Source organism: Fictibacillus barbaricus (assembly GCF_014635025.1).
Taxonomy (GTDB): Bacteria; Bacillota; Bacilli; order Bacillales; family Fictibacillaceae; genus Fictibacillus; species Fictibacillus barbaricus.
The window spans coordinates 724812-741988 of sequence record NZ_BMCE01000001.1 but is presented as its reverse complement, the minus strand read 5'-3'; the positions used below and the strand labels follow the sequence as shown (position 1 = coordinate 741988).

General features: G+C 35.9%; 20 protein-coding genes and 1 pseudogene. 4 read left to right on the top strand and 17 right to left on the bottom strand.

The genetic code is table 11. The features are described 5' to 3' along the window. Both IEV52_RS03465 and IEV52_RS03460 read left to right on the top strand, forming a co-directional pair. Complete coding sequence (locus IEV52_RS03465) at positions 1-1188, top strand: MalY/PatB family protein (RefSeq protein ID WP_188401124.1); 1188 nt, start codon at positions 1-3, stop codon at positions 1186-1188. Positions 1189-2163: 975 nt separating this feature from the next. Then, positions 2164-3303 (top strand): S8 family peptidase, encoded by a 1140-nt coding sequence (locus IEV52_RS03460; protein WP_188401123.1) that lies wholly within the window; start codon positions 2164-2166, stop codon positions 3301-3303. 504 nt (positions 3304-3807) lie between these two features. Here the strand turns inward: IEV52_RS03460 and IEV52_RS03455 are convergent. The 3 genes from IEV52_RS03455 to IEV52_RS03445 all read right to left on the bottom strand — a co-directional run bounded on the left by IEV52_RS03455 (position 3808) and on the right by IEV52_RS03445 (position 5742). After that, entirely contained in the window at positions 3808-4494 is a 687-nt protein-coding gene (locus IEV52_RS03455) for an HAD family hydrolase (RefSeq protein WP_188401122.1), read from the bottom strand. 78 nt (positions 4495-4572) lie between these two features. Then, positions 4573-4929 carry a hypothetical protein gene (locus IEV52_RS03450; protein ID WP_188401121.1) on the bottom strand — a complete coding sequence of 119 codons (357 nt, stop codon included), beginning with the start codon at positions 4927-4929 and terminating at the stop codon, positions 4573-4575. A gap of 144 nt (positions 4930-5073) precedes the next feature. Then, positions 5074-5742, bottom strand: coding sequence for a Type 1 glutamine amidotransferase-like domain-containing protein (locus tag IEV52_RS03445; protein ID WP_188401120.1), 669 nt, complete (start codon positions 5740-5742; stop codon positions 5074-5076). 788 nt (positions 5743-6530) lie between these two features. Here IEV52_RS03445 and IEV52_RS03440 point away from each other — a divergent pair. Continuing rightward, the gene (locus IEV52_RS03440) at positions 6531-6881 is read left to right on the top strand and encodes a YkgJ family cysteine cluster protein (protein WP_188401119.1); all 351 of its coding nucleotides are present in this window, start codon (positions 6531-6533) and stop codon (positions 6879-6881) included. A gap of 231 nt (positions 6882-7112) precedes the next feature. Here the strand turns inward: IEV52_RS03440 and IEV52_RS22725 are convergent, their stop codons facing one another. The 7 genes from IEV52_RS22725 to IEV52_RS03410 all read right to left on the bottom strand — a co-directional run bounded on the left by IEV52_RS22725 (position 7113) and on the right by IEV52_RS03410 (position 10927). Next, positions 7113-7301, bottom strand: a complete 189-nt coding sequence (locus tag IEV52_RS22725) for a hypothetical protein (RefSeq protein WP_373869399.1) — start codon at positions 7299-7301, stop codon at positions 7113-7115. Positions 7302-7497: 196 nt separating this feature from the next. Next, complete coding sequence (locus IEV52_RS03435) at positions 7498-8064, bottom strand: GNAT family N-acetyltransferase (protein WP_188401118.1); 567 nt, start codon at positions 8062-8064, stop codon at positions 7498-7500. Between the two features lie 116 nt (positions 8065-8180). Next, the gene (locus tag IEV52_RS03430; RefSeq protein WP_188401117.1) at positions 8181-8675 is read right to left on the bottom strand and encodes a DinB family protein; all 495 of its coding nucleotides are present in this window, start codon (positions 8673-8675) and stop codon (positions 8181-8183) included. 386 nt (positions 8676-9061) lie between these two features. Then, the gene (locus IEV52_RS03425) at positions 9062-9442 is read right to left on the bottom strand and encodes a VOC family protein (RefSeq protein ID WP_188402231.1); all 381 of its coding nucleotides are present in this window, start codon (positions 9440-9442) and stop codon (positions 9062-9064) included. A 109-nt stretch (positions 9443-9551) separates the two neighbouring features. Then, positions 9552-10070 (bottom strand): SRPBCC domain-containing protein, encoded by a 519-nt coding sequence (locus IEV52_RS03420; RefSeq protein ID WP_188401116.1) that lies wholly within the window; start codon positions 10068-10070, stop codon positions 9552-9554. Between the two features lie 32 nt (positions 10071-10102). Further along, a complete protein-coding gene (locus IEV52_RS03415) occupies positions 10103-10549 on the bottom strand; it encodes a DoxX family protein (RefSeq protein WP_229754176.1) in 447 nt (148 codons plus the stop codon). A gap of 45 nt (positions 10550-10594) precedes the next feature. Next, the gene (locus IEV52_RS03410) at positions 10595-10927 is read right to left on the bottom strand and encodes an ArsR/SmtB family transcription factor (RefSeq protein WP_188401115.1); all 333 of its coding nucleotides are present in this window, start codon (positions 10925-10927) and stop codon (positions 10595-10597) included. Between the two features lie 710 nt (positions 10928-11637). On the opposite strand from IEV52_RS03410, the gene IEV52_RS03405 reads away from it, so the two are divergent. Then, positions 11638-12555 (top strand): Gfo/Idh/MocA family protein, encoded by a 918-nt coding sequence (locus IEV52_RS03405; RefSeq protein ID WP_188401114.1) that lies wholly within the window; start codon positions 11638-11640, stop codon positions 12553-12555. Between the two features lie 416 nt (positions 12556-12971). Here the strand turns inward: IEV52_RS03405 and IEV52_RS03400 are convergent, their stop codons facing one another. The 7 genes and pseudogenes from IEV52_RS03400 to IEV52_RS03370 all read right to left on the bottom strand — a co-directional run bounded on the left by IEV52_RS03400 (position 12972) and on the right by IEV52_RS03370 (position 16477). Continuing rightward, positions 12972-13220, bottom strand: a complete 249-nt coding sequence (locus IEV52_RS03400; protein WP_188401113.1) for a hypothetical protein — start codon at positions 13218-13220, stop codon at positions 12972-12974. 105 nt (positions 13221-13325) lie between these two features. Continuing rightward, complete coding sequence (locus IEV52_RS03395; RefSeq protein ID WP_188401112.1) at positions 13326-13814, bottom strand: hypothetical protein; 489 nt, start codon at positions 13812-13814, stop codon at positions 13326-13328. Between the two features lie 60 nt (positions 13815-13874). After that, entirely contained in the window at positions 13875-14093 is a 219-nt protein-coding gene (locus IEV52_RS03390) for a hypothetical protein (protein WP_188401111.1), read from the bottom strand. A 179-nt stretch (positions 14094-14272) separates the two neighbouring features. Further along, positions 14273-14647: pseudogene (locus IEV52_RS03385) on the bottom strand (alpha/beta hydrolase); the annotation flags it as partial. Between the two features lie 122 nt (positions 14648-14769). Further along, positions 14770-15297, bottom strand: coding sequence for a P-loop nucleotide/nucleoside kinase family protein (locus tag IEV52_RS03380; RefSeq protein ID WP_188401110.1), 528 nt, complete (start codon positions 15295-15297; stop codon positions 14770-14772). Positions 15298-15418: 121 nt separating this feature from the next. Beyond that, the gene (locus IEV52_RS03375; protein ID WP_188401109.1) at positions 15419-15673 is read right to left on the bottom strand and encodes a hypothetical protein; all 255 of its coding nucleotides are present in this window, start codon (positions 15671-15673) and stop codon (positions 15419-15421) included. Between the two features lie 318 nt (positions 15674-15991). Further along, complete coding sequence (locus tag IEV52_RS03370; protein WP_188401108.1) at positions 15992-16477, bottom strand: DinB family protein; 486 nt, start codon at positions 16475-16477, stop codon at positions 15992-15994. Positions 16478-17177: the final 700 nt, after the last annotated feature.

Sequence of the window (17177 nt, the reverse complement as noted above, 5' to 3'; positions counted from 1 at the left end):
ATGAAATATAACTTTGATGAAATAGTAAATCGGAGAGGGACCTATTCAATAAAATGGGATGGTGGAGAGTTAATTAAAGAATTTGGCCTGACTGAAAGATATGATGAAGAGACTATACCTTTATTTACTGCAGACATGGATTTACCTGTACCTCAAGCCTTGATTAATGCTTTACATAAAACCGTGGATCATAAAATTTTTGGTTACTCAATATTTCCTAATGAGTACTATGAAGCCATACAACGTTGGTTTAAAAAGCGACATGATTGGGAGATCAAGAAGGAAGAAATCATCTATAGCCCTGGAACGGTCCATGCATTAAATATTGCAGTAAGAGCTTTTACCAATCCAGGTGATGGGATCATTATTCAGCGTCCAGTTTACCCGCCTTTTACATCGGTGACAGAAGGTAATGGTAGAAAAATAAGAAATAATGCTCTTAAATGTGATAATGATGGGTATTATTCGATCGATTTTGATGATTTTGAAGCAAAAGCAAAAGAAGAAAAGACGAAAATGTTTATTTTATGTAATCCTCACAATCCTACAGGAAGAATATTTAATGTGAATGAACTCAAGAAAATATCCGATATTTGTGCAAAAAATGGTGTCCTTATCGTAGCAGACGAAATACACGGCGATTTAATTAGACGTGATCAAACCTTTACACCAATTGCAAAAGCTGCGGACAATACTGATCATATTATCACGTTAACCGCTATCAACAAAACATTTAATGTAGCAGGTCTTCATTGTACAAATACGATCATCCCAAACTCAGGGCTTAGAGAAATATTCGGTAAAGAAATGGGCTTTCAATTAGCATCGCCATTTACAATATCTGCCCTCATCGCTGTATACAATGAGGGGGAAGATTGGTTAGAGCAACTGAAAGAATATATTGACGGCACCATGGAATGGGTTGTTAATTTCTTGGCTGAAAGAATGACGAAAGTGAAAGTGAGAATTCCAGAAGGCACTTATATTATGTGGATGGATTTTAGCGAATATGGCCTAACACCAGAAGAAGTCCATGATCGTATCTATAACAAAGCGAACGTATTATTAGAAGATGGCGTCATGTTTGGAGAAGAAGGTGTACACTATCAAAGAATTTGTATTCCATCGCCAAGACCGATTATTAAGGAAGCATTCGATAGGATTGCCAGAGAATTTGAGCAGGAATAGGTGCAAGGCACCTATTCTTGCTTCTAATAAATAACAGCCCAATTGAATACAACTTTTCAAAGATATCCTTAGATTCACACTCTGTGCTTTATTTCATCTAGACATTTAGACGATAGACTAGTTTTCCCTTCAGCTAATGAAAATAAAGGATTAAAGGTTTAGTACTAAAAATAATGTGCAGATTAATATGAAATCCTTCATATTTTCGTCCTCTCAATTTGCTTTTTTTATACTACTTGTAATATTGAGGACAAATACTCACCTTTTCATATTCCACTAAACTGCATCGTTACTTTAAGTGAAAACCTTCACAATGTCAATTTTAACATAAATATCCAATGTCCTTAAGAAATGTTACTCCACAATCTGGCCCGTTTGTAGAATAAGGAAATTAAAAAGAACTCAAAAATAGTACCGAAAAGAAGCTTAGTGTATCAACATCGTTTTACGATTCGGAAGGAAAATCTTCTCGTATAGAAACCACGAGATCACAATAGTTTCATAAAAAAAGATGTTGTTAGTCGACCTCTATAAGACATTAATTATCATCTATAGCTATTTTGGTTTTAAAGAAGACATGTACAAACTCATATACTATCACCCAATTAAAGAGGAAATGATAGGTACTCCAGAGGATGCTCAGAAAAAACTAGAGAGAGAGATTCTTGACTTTGTGAATAAACAAAGACATTTGTTTGTATCACACTCTTATTAGGGAGATTACCATTATTAGATTAATTTTAAAACTTTTATTATAGCATTAGGTCTTTAGTATGTTAATTGGGAAAATCAATCATTGCTTAGGTTGTTTATTTTCCATTTTTAACCGTATATTTCCCAATATTTGAATTTATAGATTGTGTTACCATAAATAAGTAATAGTCAAATAATTCAGAATATACATAAAGGTGTCCGGGACCTGATTCACCATGAGCATGATTTGATTGTTGCAAAATCATGATTGGGGGAAAAGAAATGAAAGCTGTTTTACGTGCATGTAGTGCTGTTCTCAGTTTGTTGTTTGTCCTATCCCTTTTGGTAGGAAATCTCCATTTCTCTGCATCAGCAGCAACGGCTGATAAAGGACCGAAAAACTTCCTCGTTGGTTTTAAATCAGATATTCAAACAGCTCAGGTGAACGACATTAAGAAGATGGGTGGACAGGTTAAGCATCAGTACAAGTTTATGGATACGATGCTTGTTTCTATACCAGAAGCGGCAGCAGAAGCCCTTAAAAAGAACCCGAATGTAGCTTATGTAGAAGAAGATCAGATGGCGTATGCGATCGGTCAATCTACTCCATGGGGAATACCACATATTAAGGCAGATCAAGTCCACGCGACTGGCAACACGGGTTCTGGTGTGAAGGTTGCGGTATTAGATACGGGAATCGACGCTAGTCACGAGGACTTAAACGTCAGCGGCGGAGCGAGTTTCGTTGCAGGTGAGCCAAATGCGTTAATCGATGGGAACGGCCACGGTACTCACGTTGGAGGAACAGTTGCTGCATTAAATAACACGACTGGTGTTATCGGTGTGGCTCATTCAGCAAGTCTTTATGCGGTAAAAGTGTTAGACAGCTCTGGAAGTGGAACATACAGCGGCATCATTCAAGGGATTGAGTGGGCTGTAGCTAACAATATGGATATCATAAACATGAGCTTAGGAGGCAGCTCGGGATCGACTGCCCTACAGCAAGCATGTGACAACGCCTATAACTCTGGTGTTCTAGTAGTTGCAGCTGCAGGAAACTCAGGTACTAAAGGGAAGCAAAACACGATCGGATACCCGGCTAAATATGCTTCTGTTATGGCGGTAGGGGCGGTGGATTCAAGTAACAACCGTGCTTCTTTCTCAAGTGTAGGCTCTGAGCTCGAAGTGATGGCACCTGGTGTAAACATCTTAAGCTCTGTTCCTGGTAACAGCTATGACAGTTACAATGGAACATCAATGGCTTCTCCGCACGTAGCAGGAGCAGCAGCGCTCATCATGGCAGGAAATCCTGGATTATCTAACGTTCAAGTCCGACAGAAGCTGAACGATACAGCTATTCCACTGGGCGATCCATTCTACTATGGAAATGGTGTAATCGATGTGTATGCAGCAACTCGATAAATAAAAAAGTATAAAAGTATGAGTAGGTATTTCTATCGACTCATACTTTTTTGAATATCTAATACATCAGTTGATACTGAGCACCAAAGCTCCTACTACAGATCCTACAGTTGCAGATGAAACTACACCTTAGCACATTAAGGTAAGATGTTTGTCATAAAACCCCCAAAAGTTAATATGATTTAGATTCGGTCCATTTTTCAGTCCCCCGCTTACTTTCTTCTTCAACAATCCTGCTCGTTTGTGGAATAAGATTCACTCTTAAACCTTATGACATATTCAATATAACCTTCGTTTACTCCTTTTTCTCGCGGATTAGTAAGTTATTTAACAAGTGAAACAGCATACCAAATGCATCATGACAGAAATTATTATCATCTTTCTAAACGTATGCAAATTCGGACTATCAACAAAATAAATGAATTAGCTAGCTATTTGCTTTACTTTTTTATGGGTTTGTACTCTAAAAAAATTTTGTTTCCAAGTTACGCAATGCTCTTTTCTTTATTTAGAAGGTTGTACTGCCTTTACCTTATTTTCTACGATCAGATTTAGCTCTGACAAATCAGTTATCGTATAATCGGCGGCTTCTGCTTCATCCCAATGGGGGCTTGTTTTCCAGACGGCTAACATTCCGGTGTTCTTCGCGGCTTCTACGTCATTTTTCGGGTGGTCGCCCACGAACATGCACTCTTCCGTCTTAACGTTCAATCGCTCTGCAGCTCTCTCGAACAAGAGTGGATCGGGCTTCCTCAACCCCTCCATCTCAGATATAAGGATCGTGTCGAAGTAATCCTTAATTTCTAGTGCCTTAATGGTGTCATACTGAAACACACCGTATCCGTTCGTGACCAAACCGAGGCGCAGGCCTTTTTTCTTCAGTTCATTCAGCATGCTTACAAGGTTCGGAAACGGTGTGCAATGGTGTTTGAACTGTGTTAAATAGTCAGCGAGCAGTTCTCCTGGAGGCATTCTCCTGACAGCCAGCTCCTCGGCTAGCTTCTGGTACACTTTGTCCTTCCACACATAACCGTTCTGTTCAAGCTCGATAAATCTTTCTGCAAATATCTTTTTAGGAATATGGGACAGCACGGATGACAGACGGGTATGCTGGTCCTCTACAAACTTCTTAACCGACGTGTCGCGGTCCAAAAGCGTTCCGTCCAAATCAAACAATACAGCTTTAATCAAAATGACACTCTCCTATCCTTGTATTCTCTTTATAAAGGGTAAATACCCTTATTTATGACTTTGCACGCTTCATTTTACTCATTCTATTTGTGGTAAGAAAAGGGCCTTATCCTTCACTTCAATAAAAAGAGCACTTCTCCTTCTTGAAGAAATGCACCCGTTTGTTGAATAAGCTTTAAACTTATATACGTTTTTTAGTAAATATATATTGGTAATTTTATTTAATATTTTTTTGAATTTTTGATTTGTTATAGTTGCATTTTCAATTAGATCTTTTGGATTTTCGTATTCTTGGTATTCTTCACTATAAAATTTAGTTAAACATACCCCATTTGGAATAGTGGGAATAGGTGTAATAGAATACTTCTCCCCATGGAACTCAGGTTCTATATCATGTCCAATTTCTAGATACTCTTTTACTTTTTCTAAATCCATTCTTTATTCCTTCTTAAAGAAATGCACCCGTTGCTTAAGTGAAACCATTCACAATATATTGACAAGAAACCTATACAATTCTCTCTAAATTGCATCACAATGAATCTCGCCAACGTTTTTGATATTTTTAGCGTAGGAGTAATATCAGGGCGAAAACAATTTCCAATGCCCTTCGGAAACAACTTCGACTGCTCCGTCGATCACTTTGATGGCTGTCTGATCATCAATCGCATACGCCGGCCCCTCCATTCCAGCGGCCCATTTCTCTGCAGCAGCCATCGTGTTATACGGCAGCATCTCGTGATCCAGATGCGGGAACATTGCAAAATCGACCAGACTCAGCGTTTTATCACCACCGTTGGGTGGAGTCCAGCCAACGAAGAATTCCCCGATGTTAGGTGCCATCACCATGCTCCCAGCACTCATTCCAACATATACTGCGTGCAGCGACGGCAAGAGGTCTGCCAGCCCGGATTGCCGCATCCAGTGGCACAGGTAAAGGGCGTCGCCGCCCGACACCAGCAGGACGTCCGTCTCCCGAACCAGCGGTACCCAGCGGTCTTCGTCGATGCTTGGCAGCGCAGTGAGCTCCAGCACGCCCACTGACTTCCAGCCTAGATTAACCATGGGATTCTCTTCTTTCCCGCTGATGAACTCCCAGGCTTTGACGCCGGGGCCGACCCAGGGGTGTCCGTACATCGCGGTTGGGATGCACAGGGCGTTGGATTCGGCGATGGGTTTACCTAGCATATCAACCAGCGCGTCGTGAATGCTTTTATTATTGATGCCTCCTGATGTGAGGAGAAACTTCATAAAATCAACTCCTTGTCATTGTGTAGTACTGTCAAAGTTTTTCATACTTCTAAGACAGTCAACTCTTTGATTTTTCTAACTATATTTAGCATGATTAGAACAATTCTTGTAATATCAGAAGCTTAGGGTTTATGCACCCTATCTTCGAAGCTTTAAAGATAATTTTTTATAAACTTTTTAGACTACCAACTTACAACACTGATATTTTTATAATATTCTGAAAAGAAAACACTTTCAAGTGTAACATGTACTAAATAGTACACAGCCTACGGTATCCAAGTTGAATACTCTAATTGTAAAATTCCTAATGTAGTAAGATTTAATTAGATATTTAATTCCAATCTCATTTCAAAATTAATATTGTAAAACTATCCCTTATTCAACAATCTGGCCCGTTTGCGGAATAAGAAGCAGCTTTTTTAACCACAATAAAACCCCACTCTTCTAATGAGTGGGGTTTACAAAATTTAGTTCACACCAGCGTTGTATAGTGAACACTCAAGTTGTATAATTTACACTTAAGTTGTTCAGTTCACGTTCGAGTTGTATGATGCATTTCTCCTTCTTGAAGAAATGCACCCGATTGTTGCAAAAAGAAAAGGTTACGACGAAAAGATATTTAGAATATACAGATTTTTTGTTATAATATATTAAGAATAACATTTGTACCATATCATATGGTCTCAGCTTATTTAACATATAACAAGCTAATGACTCTTAAAGCCTCGCATTTTGCGAGGCTTTTTTTATTCGGCTTCATATCAAATAAACTATTAAGAGGTGTAAATATGCAAACTTTACCATGTGAAGGTTGTAAAGGTTTGTGTTGTGGTCCAGTTCCTGTTAGTGAAAACGAAGTTAAAAAAATAAAAAAGAAAATACAATCAATGCCTTCAAAATTACGTTCAGAGCTTGAGAATCAAAAAAGATATTATGGAACTTGTATTTTCTATGATCTAGATAAAGATAGATGTGGTATACATTCTGTTAGACCAGACATTTGTCGGAAGTTTGGGTATTACAAGGAACTAACTTGTTTTCGAAAACCAGAATTAGCAACAAAAAGCATTAATCAAATTGTTAAAGAAAAGTATGTTGGAATTTTAACACTCGATTTAACTTGGGATGATTTTAGATAATAGAAATACACTTTATAGTTTACTTGCTTTTTATCCATAAAAATTGCACTTTTCCTGAAGAATAGCACCCGATTGTTGAAAAAAGAAAGCTACCGAACATACAGCTTCCTATTGTTTATCAATTTTTCACTAGGATATTAGCTTGAAAATTCCTTTATTTTCATAAATCTGGCATAAAGAAAAAGTATGTTTCTTATTACATGAATTTTACTTACCCTTTTAACCTAACTTTTAAGGTCTGTATCCATAACCAAATGAAAAAAAGAAACTGAAAAAGATAAAGAGGATAGCTGAGGGAATTAAACTTAATAAAATAAATATCCTAGCTACATTGGTTCGAGCGTTAGTAAACCATGCGTGGATCAATGGGGTTCTACCGTCTTCATCTCGAATATTTATGTTCGATCCAGACTGAACCAACTAAAGTACTGATGATAACTCACCAGATATAATGGAATCAATTAAAGCACTCAATAGATGTCACCTATTTTCTGTTTAAATCAATTAAGCACTATTTTAATAATAAAGTGCACTTCTCTTTCTTGAAGAAATGAACCCTTTTCTTGAAGACTTGCATTGAGATAATTCTTTTTAGCTGCCTTTAATTTAAGCGATGTTAATTTATTTTAGAATAAATACAAGTGTCAGTCAGCTTGCTGCCATCTGCGGATAGATCCTCATTCCTTAAAGTACCTTCAAATATAAAACCAAGTTTTTCCGGTATAAAGCGACTTTTAAAGTTTCTTGATTCACATCTTATTTCAATTCTCTTAAATGCGAGGTGATTTAATCCGAAGTTAGCTAACTCCTTTACTGCTTCCGTCATATATCCATTACCGCTATATTTTGTATTAATCCAGTATCCCATTTCACATTTTGGAATGTCCCAGTCAATCCCATGAAGGCTCGTAGTTCCAATAAAGTCCTTGCCGCCACCTTTATCAAAGATAAGAAAACGAAAACTTTCTCTTTTCAAAAAATTTATATGAGCATTCCTTAACATGATCTCTGTTTCTTCAACAGTAGGAAGTTCTTGGAAAAGTGACAACCACGCTTTTAATTCATAAAATGAATCTCTAATTGCTTGGTTCACAATTTCTCCGTCTCCAGTTTGAAGTGGTGCTCGAAGAATTAGCCTTTCGGTTTCTAATTGTAAAGGAATATCTAATAACAAAGGGTTCATTTGATTTTCCCTCTCCTTGATTATTTTAGATTAATAATGAAAATCAGTAAGAGCATTTCTCCTTCTTAAAGAAATGCACCCTTTAATGGAATAGCTGTAAAGCTAATGAAGCTTTTTTAAAAGCTTCGTTTCTCTGCCCAAGCTCCTTGCATTTTACTTAGGAATACAATTTGCCCAATATGATATGCGTCGTGCATTGCTAAACTCTTCAGTTCAAGCACTAATGAATTATCTTCTCCTGGGATCTGTCTATACAAATCTTCATGTTCTGATTTTGCTAGTATTTTTTCAAGTTCACGATGAACATAAAAATATTCTTGTTTTGTTTCCTTCCAATTTTCTAACGTCTCAGTTGGTAATCGAAATGTAGATTCATTATTTTCTGCCTGTGGTTCATTCGCTGTTTCACCAAGAAATCGCATCAGAAATCTCTTTTCATAGAAAAGTAAATGACAAACTAATTCCCAAATGGAATTCATTGCCCCATCAGCTGGTTTCCAAATTGCCTGTTCAAAAGTGATATCCTCTAGCACTTTTTCAAGTGGTGGAAACCAGTCTTCTTTATCTAAGCAGCTTGCCCATTGTTGTAACAAAAGTGTCTTTACATCCATTTTCTATTCCCTCCAATTTAAACCCTCTACTAGATAATCCCGTTGGTTAAAATTCATTTGCGGCGTGTTGTTCTGGTATAACTTACAATTTCAAGATGAACCATCTAATTACCTTCCTTACTCCACAATCTGGCCCTTAACATAAATAAAGAGCACAATTCCTGCTGCAGAATTGCGCCCGATTGCTGAAGATCGTATTACTGTATGTTGGCTGTACTTTTATTCCTGAAAAGCCCCTTTTGTTCAATAAGAATAAGAGGCTTAATATTAATTTAGGAGGATAGAAAAATAATATATAGAATTAGTTTAACTTTATTACTTTAAATCCAAAACACCGTCCAACAATGAACGGTGTATGAATTACTTTATTATTTTTTCATTGTGGTTTACTTTTTTTCCATGACTGCAAAGTAATTTTCTTCATTATCAGCAAAGTTAAATACCCTACCAGAAGGCATATTTACAATTTCACCGACTTTGATATTTTTATTGGATAAATCGGTATATAATTCATCAAAGTTTTCCGAGAAAAACATTAAAGAAGGTGTACCAAGATTTAATCCAGGTGACATTTTAGCAACGAATTCCTTATTGTGCAGAATGATGCTTGTTTCTGTTTCCTTTGTTGGAGCCATTTCAATCCATCTCATTCCTTGACCGTTATCTTCATCAGAAATTACGCTAAACCCTACTTTTTTTGTCCAAAAATTCACTGCCTCATCTTGGTTATTTACATACAACATAATTTGACCGACTTTATTAATCATTGATTTTTCCACTCCCTTGTATAAGTAATTACCAAACTCCATGCTCCTAATCATTACTATAGATACTGGTTTCTTTACTGAACCGGCCTGCCGTGCGCGTGGTATTTCCTTACTTCAGGTGCTGAAGAACTTCTTCCAGACGGTCCCAAGTTTCGGTGATTCCTTGCATCATGCCCATGTCAGTGACGGTCTTGAGGGTCTCTGCCGACGCATATTCAGCACGGTTGATCAGCTTCGTCTTGCCGCAGCCCAAATCGATGAATTCCAATGTAACATCAGACGATGGCATGGCATCATTCGTATTGCCTTCGGCATCCGAGAAGAAATCGACGTAGATGATCTTCTCAGGCTCGATAATCTCCTTATAAACCCCTTTTCCCCAAGATTCCATACCGAAAAATTCACCTTGGTTTTGATCGACGCACTTCATGCAGTAGTGCCAAACGCCGCCCGGCCGGAAATCCACGTTACATACAGGAAGCTCCCAGCCTCTGGGCCCCCACCAGCGTTTGAGATGCTCAGGATCTTTAAACATTTCGAACACGAGGTCGCGCGATGCATTGAAAATACGCTCTAGCACAAGTACCCGATCGTTCTCTACTCTCGAAATTATGGTATTGTTGGACATTCGTAATTCCTCCCATTAAATTTTTTGTTAAGTTATTTCGCAGAAATGGTTTTTCGTTTTCTATGATAAAAAATATACGAACCGGCAATTAAAATGTACCCAATAATGAAAAATACCCAAGGATCGCCCACTGCTATGGTTGAATACATGGCACCCGTCAAATCAATGACAAATCCGGCATAAGCCCATTCCTTAATTCGCGGAAAGCCAGGTATTAGTATCGCTATTACACCTAACAGTTTGGCAATGCCAATAAAGGGAAGAAGGTATGTCGGATACCCTAAATGTTTAAATAAAGCAACTGCTTCAGGGGCAGACATTATATCACCAATGGAACCTAGAAGCATTAATGCAATTAACAGCCCTGTAAAACACCAGTATCCGATTGTTACTTTCTTCAGAGATACCATTTTTCCTTCTTTGGTTTGGTCATTCCTAATGAGTTTCCGATCTTCTACAGACGTCAAAAGGTTTTCCATGATCTCATTCCTCCAATATCGTTTTTTTAATCTTTGGCAGCACTCCTACTTGTCGTCATGGTTCACATCCTTTCTTTGTAGGTCCTGCAGGTAATCGTCCAAGCGGTCGAATCTCTCGTTCCAAATGTGGCGGTAGGACTCTAACCAGGAATCAAACTCTTTGAACGGCTCGGCCCTTAGCTTGTAGATCCGTCGATTGGCGATTGCATTTACTTCGACGAGTCCTGCATTACTAAGTACACGAAGATGTTTGGAAGCTTGAGGCTGGTTTAGCCCAAGTCGGTCAGCAATTTCCCCTACAGTGAGAGGGCCGTCACGCAAGAGTTCGACAATGTGTAGCCGGTTGGGCTCAGCAAGAGCATTCAAAGTTGTTTTCATGAATTCAATATACCTTAAAAGGAATATTCCTGTCAAGGAATATTCAGAATATTTTTTAGCAACGGTTTTCTGATGTTCGATAAAAAAGGATAGAGGACATTAACACCAGGAATTAAAGGTTCTAAGTCCTCTAACAAAAAAGGATTTTATTATTTCCGCTAAGGTTTAAATGTAGAGATTACATGTATGGGTCACCCGTTATTCAAGAATATGGCACGTTTCTGGAATACGAAAAAAAAGAGCCCACCTCTCGGTAAGCTCATATCCTTTAGCGATTTTGAAATACTACATAAAAATTAAATAATTTTGAATAAAAATCCTTTAGTAAGGATAGGTCAAATCATTTCTAAGAAATTATGAAAAATCACACTAGTTGTGACTTTTCATAATTTATTAGAATTAAACGCTTTTATAAAAGGAATAAAAACATATAATATTTCAAAATTCATTAGAATACAGAAGTAAAAGGTAAAAATTATGGTTCAATATTCAATAACTTAGAAAACATTATTCATTTTCTTCAACAATCGCATCCGATTTAGAGTAATTTACATTTAATGAGCTCGGTATTTTAATTTTTTGATATTAACTTTATTCTGTTTTTAAATTCAATCTCTTTAAATTCAAAAAAACACTAAGTTGTATATACCATAGGTGGGTTGTAAAATAGTCTCTGGTACCAAATCTATATATGATAAAGGATGATTAATTTGGTGAAACCTAGAATCGGTATGGTAGGACTGGGTGGTATCGCTCAGAAAGCATATTTGCCTATTCTTTCAAAAGAAATAGATTGGACATTTGCTGGTGCATTTTCGCCTACTAGAGAGAAGAGGAAGGCAATCTGTAATCAGTATCGTATACAAGATTTTAATAGCTTACCAGCATTGGCTCAAGAATGTGATGCTATGTTTGTACACAGCTCTACTGAATCACATTATGAAGTGGTTTCGGAATTACTTAACAAAGGGATTGATGTGTATGTTGATAAACCATTGGCAGCATCTATCTCTGAAGCAGAAAAATTAATCGAGTTAAGTGAAAAATCGGGAAGAAAGCTTATGGTTGGATTTAATCGCCGTTTTGCTCCAATGTATGTGGAGGCAAAGGAAAAAGCTAATAATATAGCTTGGGTACGAGTTGAAAAGCATAGAACGGACAGTGTGGGTCCATATTCTTATGAGTTCACAATGTTAGATGATTATCTTCACTTAGTCGATACAGTACGTTGGTTGGGGGATGGAGATCTTAGTGTGCTATATGGAACTGTTCATACGAACGATGAAAATCAACTTTTATATACACAGCATACATATGAATCCTCTCAAAATATACCTTTCACTACAGCAATGCATAGAAAAGCAGGAACGAATTTAGAACAAATAGAACTGGTAACAGACGGAGCAATTATCCGTGTGAAAAATATGAATACAACAGAAATCGAAGAAAACAATGCAATATCTACAACATTTTCTTCTTCATGGGAAACAACTTTAAAACAACGAGGCTTTGAAGATGCTGTACGGCATTTTATTTACTGTATTGAAAATGATGAGCAACCCGTTGTTGATGGTTTAGAAGGGTTAAAGTCTCAATTACTTGTTGATCAATTACTAAAACAAAAATAATTAAATTCATAAGTAAAGGGTGTTTTAAAGCTGGCTTTTAAAGTCAGCTTTAAATTTTGATTAATTTCCTTTAACGACGATATGGTAACTATATGTGAATAAACCACCCATTTAATTGAATGTAGTGATGTCTTGACAATGAGAAGGATCAAAAAAATTTGCCTAGATAAACCGTACCATTCTATACATTGTCCAGGAAGAACAAAGGTATTTACTCCTTAAAGCCTTAAGGCGTTTTAGTGGCTTCAAGGCAACAAAACGGTTGTAGAAATTTGATGCTGCAAGGCTATCACCTCACTACCCTACCTACTCTGTTATTTAATCCTGACCTATTGTTCAATAAAAAGATGCACTTCTCCTTCTTGAAGAAATGCACCCGATTGTTGAAAATTTTATATTGTGAAAAATGGCCATTATTACTGGATAGGTTCGTTTTTTTCTCTATTTTCCTTTTCTTTTAGATAGTTTTCATAAGCTTCCTGGACTTTGTCTTTTTTTGGTGCTATTGTATTTAATCTTTTATTTAAATCGTTTAGTAAATATATCCCTCTAAATAAGCAACCAGCAACGATAGCGAAGGCAATTAAGTCAGCATAATGAGGTTCTATCATAAGTAGAAATGCTCCTAAAATTCCACTTAGAAAAATTGATAATAACAAATACATATAATTCCCCTCCTGATTATTGCATTATATAATTTTTTAAAAAAATGCACCCGTTAGTGGAATAACATAGGTAGGATTAACAATTAACAGTCCCGATTTTTAAATCTAATCGTTATCTTCAGCCCACAAAATACCTATTTTCCTTTGATCCACTACTAGCACTCCAGTATCAAACACGGAATTCGTAATAGAGATCCAGGAACCTAAAGCGAAGAAACCTCGTTCTTCATTAAATTCACCATTTGTATAAAATTGAGCCTCTGGGGTAAATTGGTCGAAAAAATAACTACTCAATCGGTTCGCCATTGGTTTAGTGTCAAGTTCAAAATCATATGCCATATCCCTCGATAGTAAATAATCAATTATTTTATGTGCATTTTCTTTTTCAACCCTTTTCCATTTGTTTTTAATCCGTTTATTTTTCAGACCTAGTTCTTTTAAAAATTTTTCTTTAGCTTCAGGAGAACTTAGTGAAAATAGCTTAACAAATGGTCTTGAATTATAATCTATGTTTTTAATTTTATAAATTACTCTTCCATCATTCCTTGGGGTTTTAATTACACTTTCAAATAATTTTTTTATATCCTCAGCCATAATTATCAAACTCCTTTATTTCTTAAATCTTTATATCGGCTTTAGCATTAATATATCAAGTTATTTAACAGTTTTAAGTCCAAAATAAAAAACACAATCCTTAATAAAGAATTGCACCCGATTGTTGAATATTAGATAAATTACTTTTTCCTCTTGTTTATTTGGAGGTGGAGCATCTGGGTCACCCACTTTAAATTTTTCCCCTTTGCCTGGAGCCCCACAACCACTTATTAACAATAAAAACAGACATACAATTAAAGTCTTTCTTATTATATGCATATTATGACCTCCAGCATTGTTATTAAAGGAACATAGAACATATTTAATCACCTTATATATTATTCTCAAGAACTCACTTTATTGCTTATTCAACAATCCTGCCTGTTTGTTCAATAAGTTCAATAAAAAAGAGCGCATTCCTTATTGTAGAAACGCACCCGTTTGTTGAATAACATTAGCTAGGACAATTGAGACACAGACCAAATTTTTCTTATTTCTTCAACAACTATTTCTGGGTAATCCCAATGCAACATGTGGGTTGAGTCTGGGATTAATTTTACTGTTCCCTTTGTTTTTTCTCCGAAAATTTTAGCAGTCTTATTCCTATACTCATTCCAGCTGTTCGGTAACGTTGCTCTTAACAACAGGATTGAAGATGGTAGTTTTTCATAAATGTCGACTGTTTCGTGCTTATGCATGGCTTTAATAATATTTGCTGCTGTAGTACCTCTCGCATGCCAATATATTTTTCCTTCCTTTTCAACGGCCAGATCTTTTACTGCCATTTCAATCATTGGGGACCATCTTGTATACGCTGCTTTTTCAGTATTGAATCTTCCACTAACACACCCGTTTGTGGAATAACTAAGTATCAGCTATTAGCTAGTTTAGCATTAAGAAAATAAGGGGTTCACTCTTTATTGAAGTAAGTCTTAGTGGTTTTTATTTGATAGTTCTAATTTTTAATTAAAATTTCTCCTTCGCCATTTGGAATTTCGAAACCATTAAGGTAAGAAGTTAAAAGTTCTTCTGAAATTGGGAACGAATTTGCATCAGAACGTTTGTTACGTAACTTAAGTCGTTCACGTAAATCATTTGGATGAACTTTTAAATAGATAAGTTTCCATTTACCGCCAGAATCCTCAATAAGTTTTTTATACTGGTTCCTTCTTAAACGATCCCAAAAACTAAAGTCAATTACCACTTGATGTTTATCGTGAATTAACTTTATTAAACGGTTGCGTAATTTTCTCTCTGCATCTTTCCTGTATTCCTCAAATTTATCCATTGGGAAGTCAATCCCCCAACGACCATTGGTAGCCCATACTTCTTCATCAATAGAAATACGTACAAAACCTTCCTTTTCTAATAGTTGTGAAAAAGTAGTTTTCCCAGAACCAGCAACACCACACATCATCACCACTAAAGGAGTTACATCATTTTGTTCACGATAAATTAAGTCAAAATTAACTTTTTCAAACATCTGCCTATACCCTCACATTTTTTTAAGTGAATCCCTACATTACCTTAAGTTAATTCTCAATCTTAGACATTAATCCCTTCTTCAACAATCCTGCTACGATTGTTCAATAAAAGAGTTCCTTTTATTTAAAAAGCATCAATATAATCACAATAAGAGTTCCTAAACCCATAGAACCTATCAACAAATATCCGAGAATACGGATGGGTAATAGTAAACTATATAAATTGACCTTCGAAAGGTTTTTAGTTGGATAGCCTTCGATCTGCCTCATATGATCTATGACATCATTAAAAGGCACTTCTCCGTTTTTGGGACTGTTAGATTGCTCCAAACGTTTGTCAACACGTTTCTTAACCTTCTCAACTTCTTCGGCCATGTTGATTCCCTTCTCTCTATAAGCAATACAAATCCCCATGTCTTATTCCACTTTCCTGCCCGTTTTTTGAATAGAGTAAATTAAACAGCGGTATGCTTACTATTTAGTCATTTAAATAGCTTATAATTGCTTTTTTTATTTTTATTGTCTTATAATCTGGATTTTGAAACGTAATATCCATTATTTTAATGTGGTATTCTATATAATCTTCATAATTCTCCACAAAATTGAACATGCAGCAGAACCTGGAAAAGGCGAATTGTTATTAAAGTATCACACCCATTAAACAGAAACCGACTAAATTAATATCTCTTTAAATTATTTATTCAAATGAGAGGAAAGACCCCGACCTATAAGGTTTGCAGAAACTGGCTTTTTTCCTAATTCCCTTGCCCAAATTGATAATTGTCCTATATGGTGAATTTCGTGAGCAATGGCATGTCGCATGATTTCACCCCAAGTATCCGTCACAATTCTTCCATCTGGCAAAGTATCGTAAAATATTTGATTTTCCATCCTAGCATCCCAATTGTTCACAAAGTTTTCCACTTCTAAATGAAATTCAGCGTCCAATTTTCGAACCTTGTTCAAGCTTTTATAACTATCGAAACTCTCCTGAAAGTCAGTTTTACCTTGTAAGACACGTATCCAGCTCCATTCAACATCAACAATATGGAAGAGTGTATGAAGTATACTACCTACCCCGCCAGTTCGGTTGCATAGAAGATCTTCTTCACTTAACTCCTCACACCACCGATACCATTCTTCTCTGACCATCCAGTTATATTGAAAAAATGTTTGCAATGAAACCCCTCCATATTTCAAGAATATGACAACTGATAAAATACTTCACTTCTGAGAATAAAACAAAACAAACTCCAGTATTACTATTCCAACTAAATAGTATAAATTCCTTCTTAAATCATGACCGTCAGTTTAAGTGAAATTTTCACACATCTTAATACTTACAAAATCTTATAGCCAAGCGTTCTTCAACAATCTGGCCCGTTTGTAGAATAAAAAAAGAGCTAACCTTTGAGGTCAGCTCTAGATTGTAACTTAAAATTCATTCTAATAAATTTTGAAATATATTCTAACAAATTATGAAAGAATTCTAAGATTCTAAGAAATTATGAAAAATCACAACTAGTTGTGATTTTTCATAATTACGTCATCTAAAAATAGTACTTATTAACTTACTTTCTTCAAAATTTATTAGAAATCTCTATAATTCATTTAGGAATGGATTCGATATTTCATAATTAGTTAGAAAATCTTTTTTTTGTAAATAAAGTTGAATTAAATAATTATGCATTTAATCTAAGAGGTCATCATTTTCTCCGAATCGTTATTAACAATAGTTCTTTTCTCCATAATCCAGCTATTAAATTCTAACATCCTTCTTGAAGAAAAGCACCCGATTGTGGAACAACTGATTAATACCATCTAATTAATAGATTCATGAATAAAATAGATATAGTGAATAAATAGGCTGCTCCTATAC

Bases quoted from the DNA above. Each gene is read 5' to 3' on its own strand.
- IEV52_RS03445 (WP_188401120.1), bottom strand. From the start codon at position 5,742: ATGAAGTTTCTCCTCACATCAGGAGGCATCAATAATAAAAGCATTCAC.
- IEV52_RS03420 (WP_188401116.1), bottom strand. From the start codon at position 10,070: ATGTCCAACAATACCATAATTTCGAGAGTAGAGAACGATCGGGTACTT.
- IEV52_RS03375 (WP_188401109.1), bottom strand. From the start codon at position 15,673: ATGGCCGAAGAAGTTGAGAAGGTTAAGAAACGTGTTGACAAACGTTTG.
- IEV52_RS03415 (WP_229754176.1), bottom strand. From the start codon at position 10,549: ATGGAAAACCTTTTGACGTCTGTAGAAGATCGGAAACTCATTAGGAAT.
- IEV52_RS03390 (WP_188401111.1), bottom strand. From the start codon at position 14,093: ATGCATATAATAAGAAAGACTTTAATTGTATGTCTGTTTTTATTGTTA.
- IEV52_RS03400 (WP_188401113.1), bottom strand. From the start codon at position 13,220: ATGTATTTGTTATTATCAATTTTTCTAAGTGGAATTTTAGGAGCATTT.
- IEV52_RS03430 (WP_188401117.1), bottom strand. From the start codon at position 8,675: ATGGATGTAAAGACACTTTTGTTACAACAATGGGCAAGCTGCTTAGAT.
- IEV52_RS03395 (WP_188401112.1), bottom strand. From the start codon at position 13,814: ATGGCTGAGGATATAAAAAAATTATTTGAAAGTGTAATTAAAACCCCA.
- IEV52_RS03450 (WP_188401121.1), bottom strand. From the start codon at position 4,929: ATGGATTTAGAAAAAGTAAAAGAGTATCTAGAAATTGGACATGATATA.
- IEV52_RS03435 (WP_188401118.1), bottom strand. From the start codon at position 8,064: ATGAACCCTTTGTTATTAGATATTCCTTTACAATTAGAAACCGAAAGG.
- IEV52_RS03410 (WP_188401115.1), bottom strand. From the start codon at position 10,927: ATGAAAACAACTTTGAATGCTCTTGCTGAGCCCAACCGGCTACACATT.
- IEV52_RS03460 (WP_188401123.1), top strand. From the start codon at position 2,164: ATGAAAGCTGTTTTACGTGCATGTAGTGCTGTTCTCAGTTTGTTGTTT.
- IEV52_RS03425 (WP_188402231.1), bottom strand. From the start codon at position 9,442: ATGATTAATAAAGTCGGTCAAATTATGTTGTATGTAAATAACCAAGAT.
- IEV52_RS03440 (WP_188401119.1), top strand. From the start codon at position 6,531: ATGCAAACTTTACCATGTGAAGGTTGTAAAGGTTTGTGTTGTGGTCCA.
- IEV52_RS03465 (WP_188401124.1), top strand. From the start codon at position 1: ATGAAATATAACTTTGATGAAATAGTAAATCGGAGAGGGACCTATTCA.
- IEV52_RS03380 (WP_188401110.1), bottom strand. From the start codon at position 15,297: ATGTTTGAAAAAGTTAATTTTGACTTAATTTATCGTGAACAAAATGAT.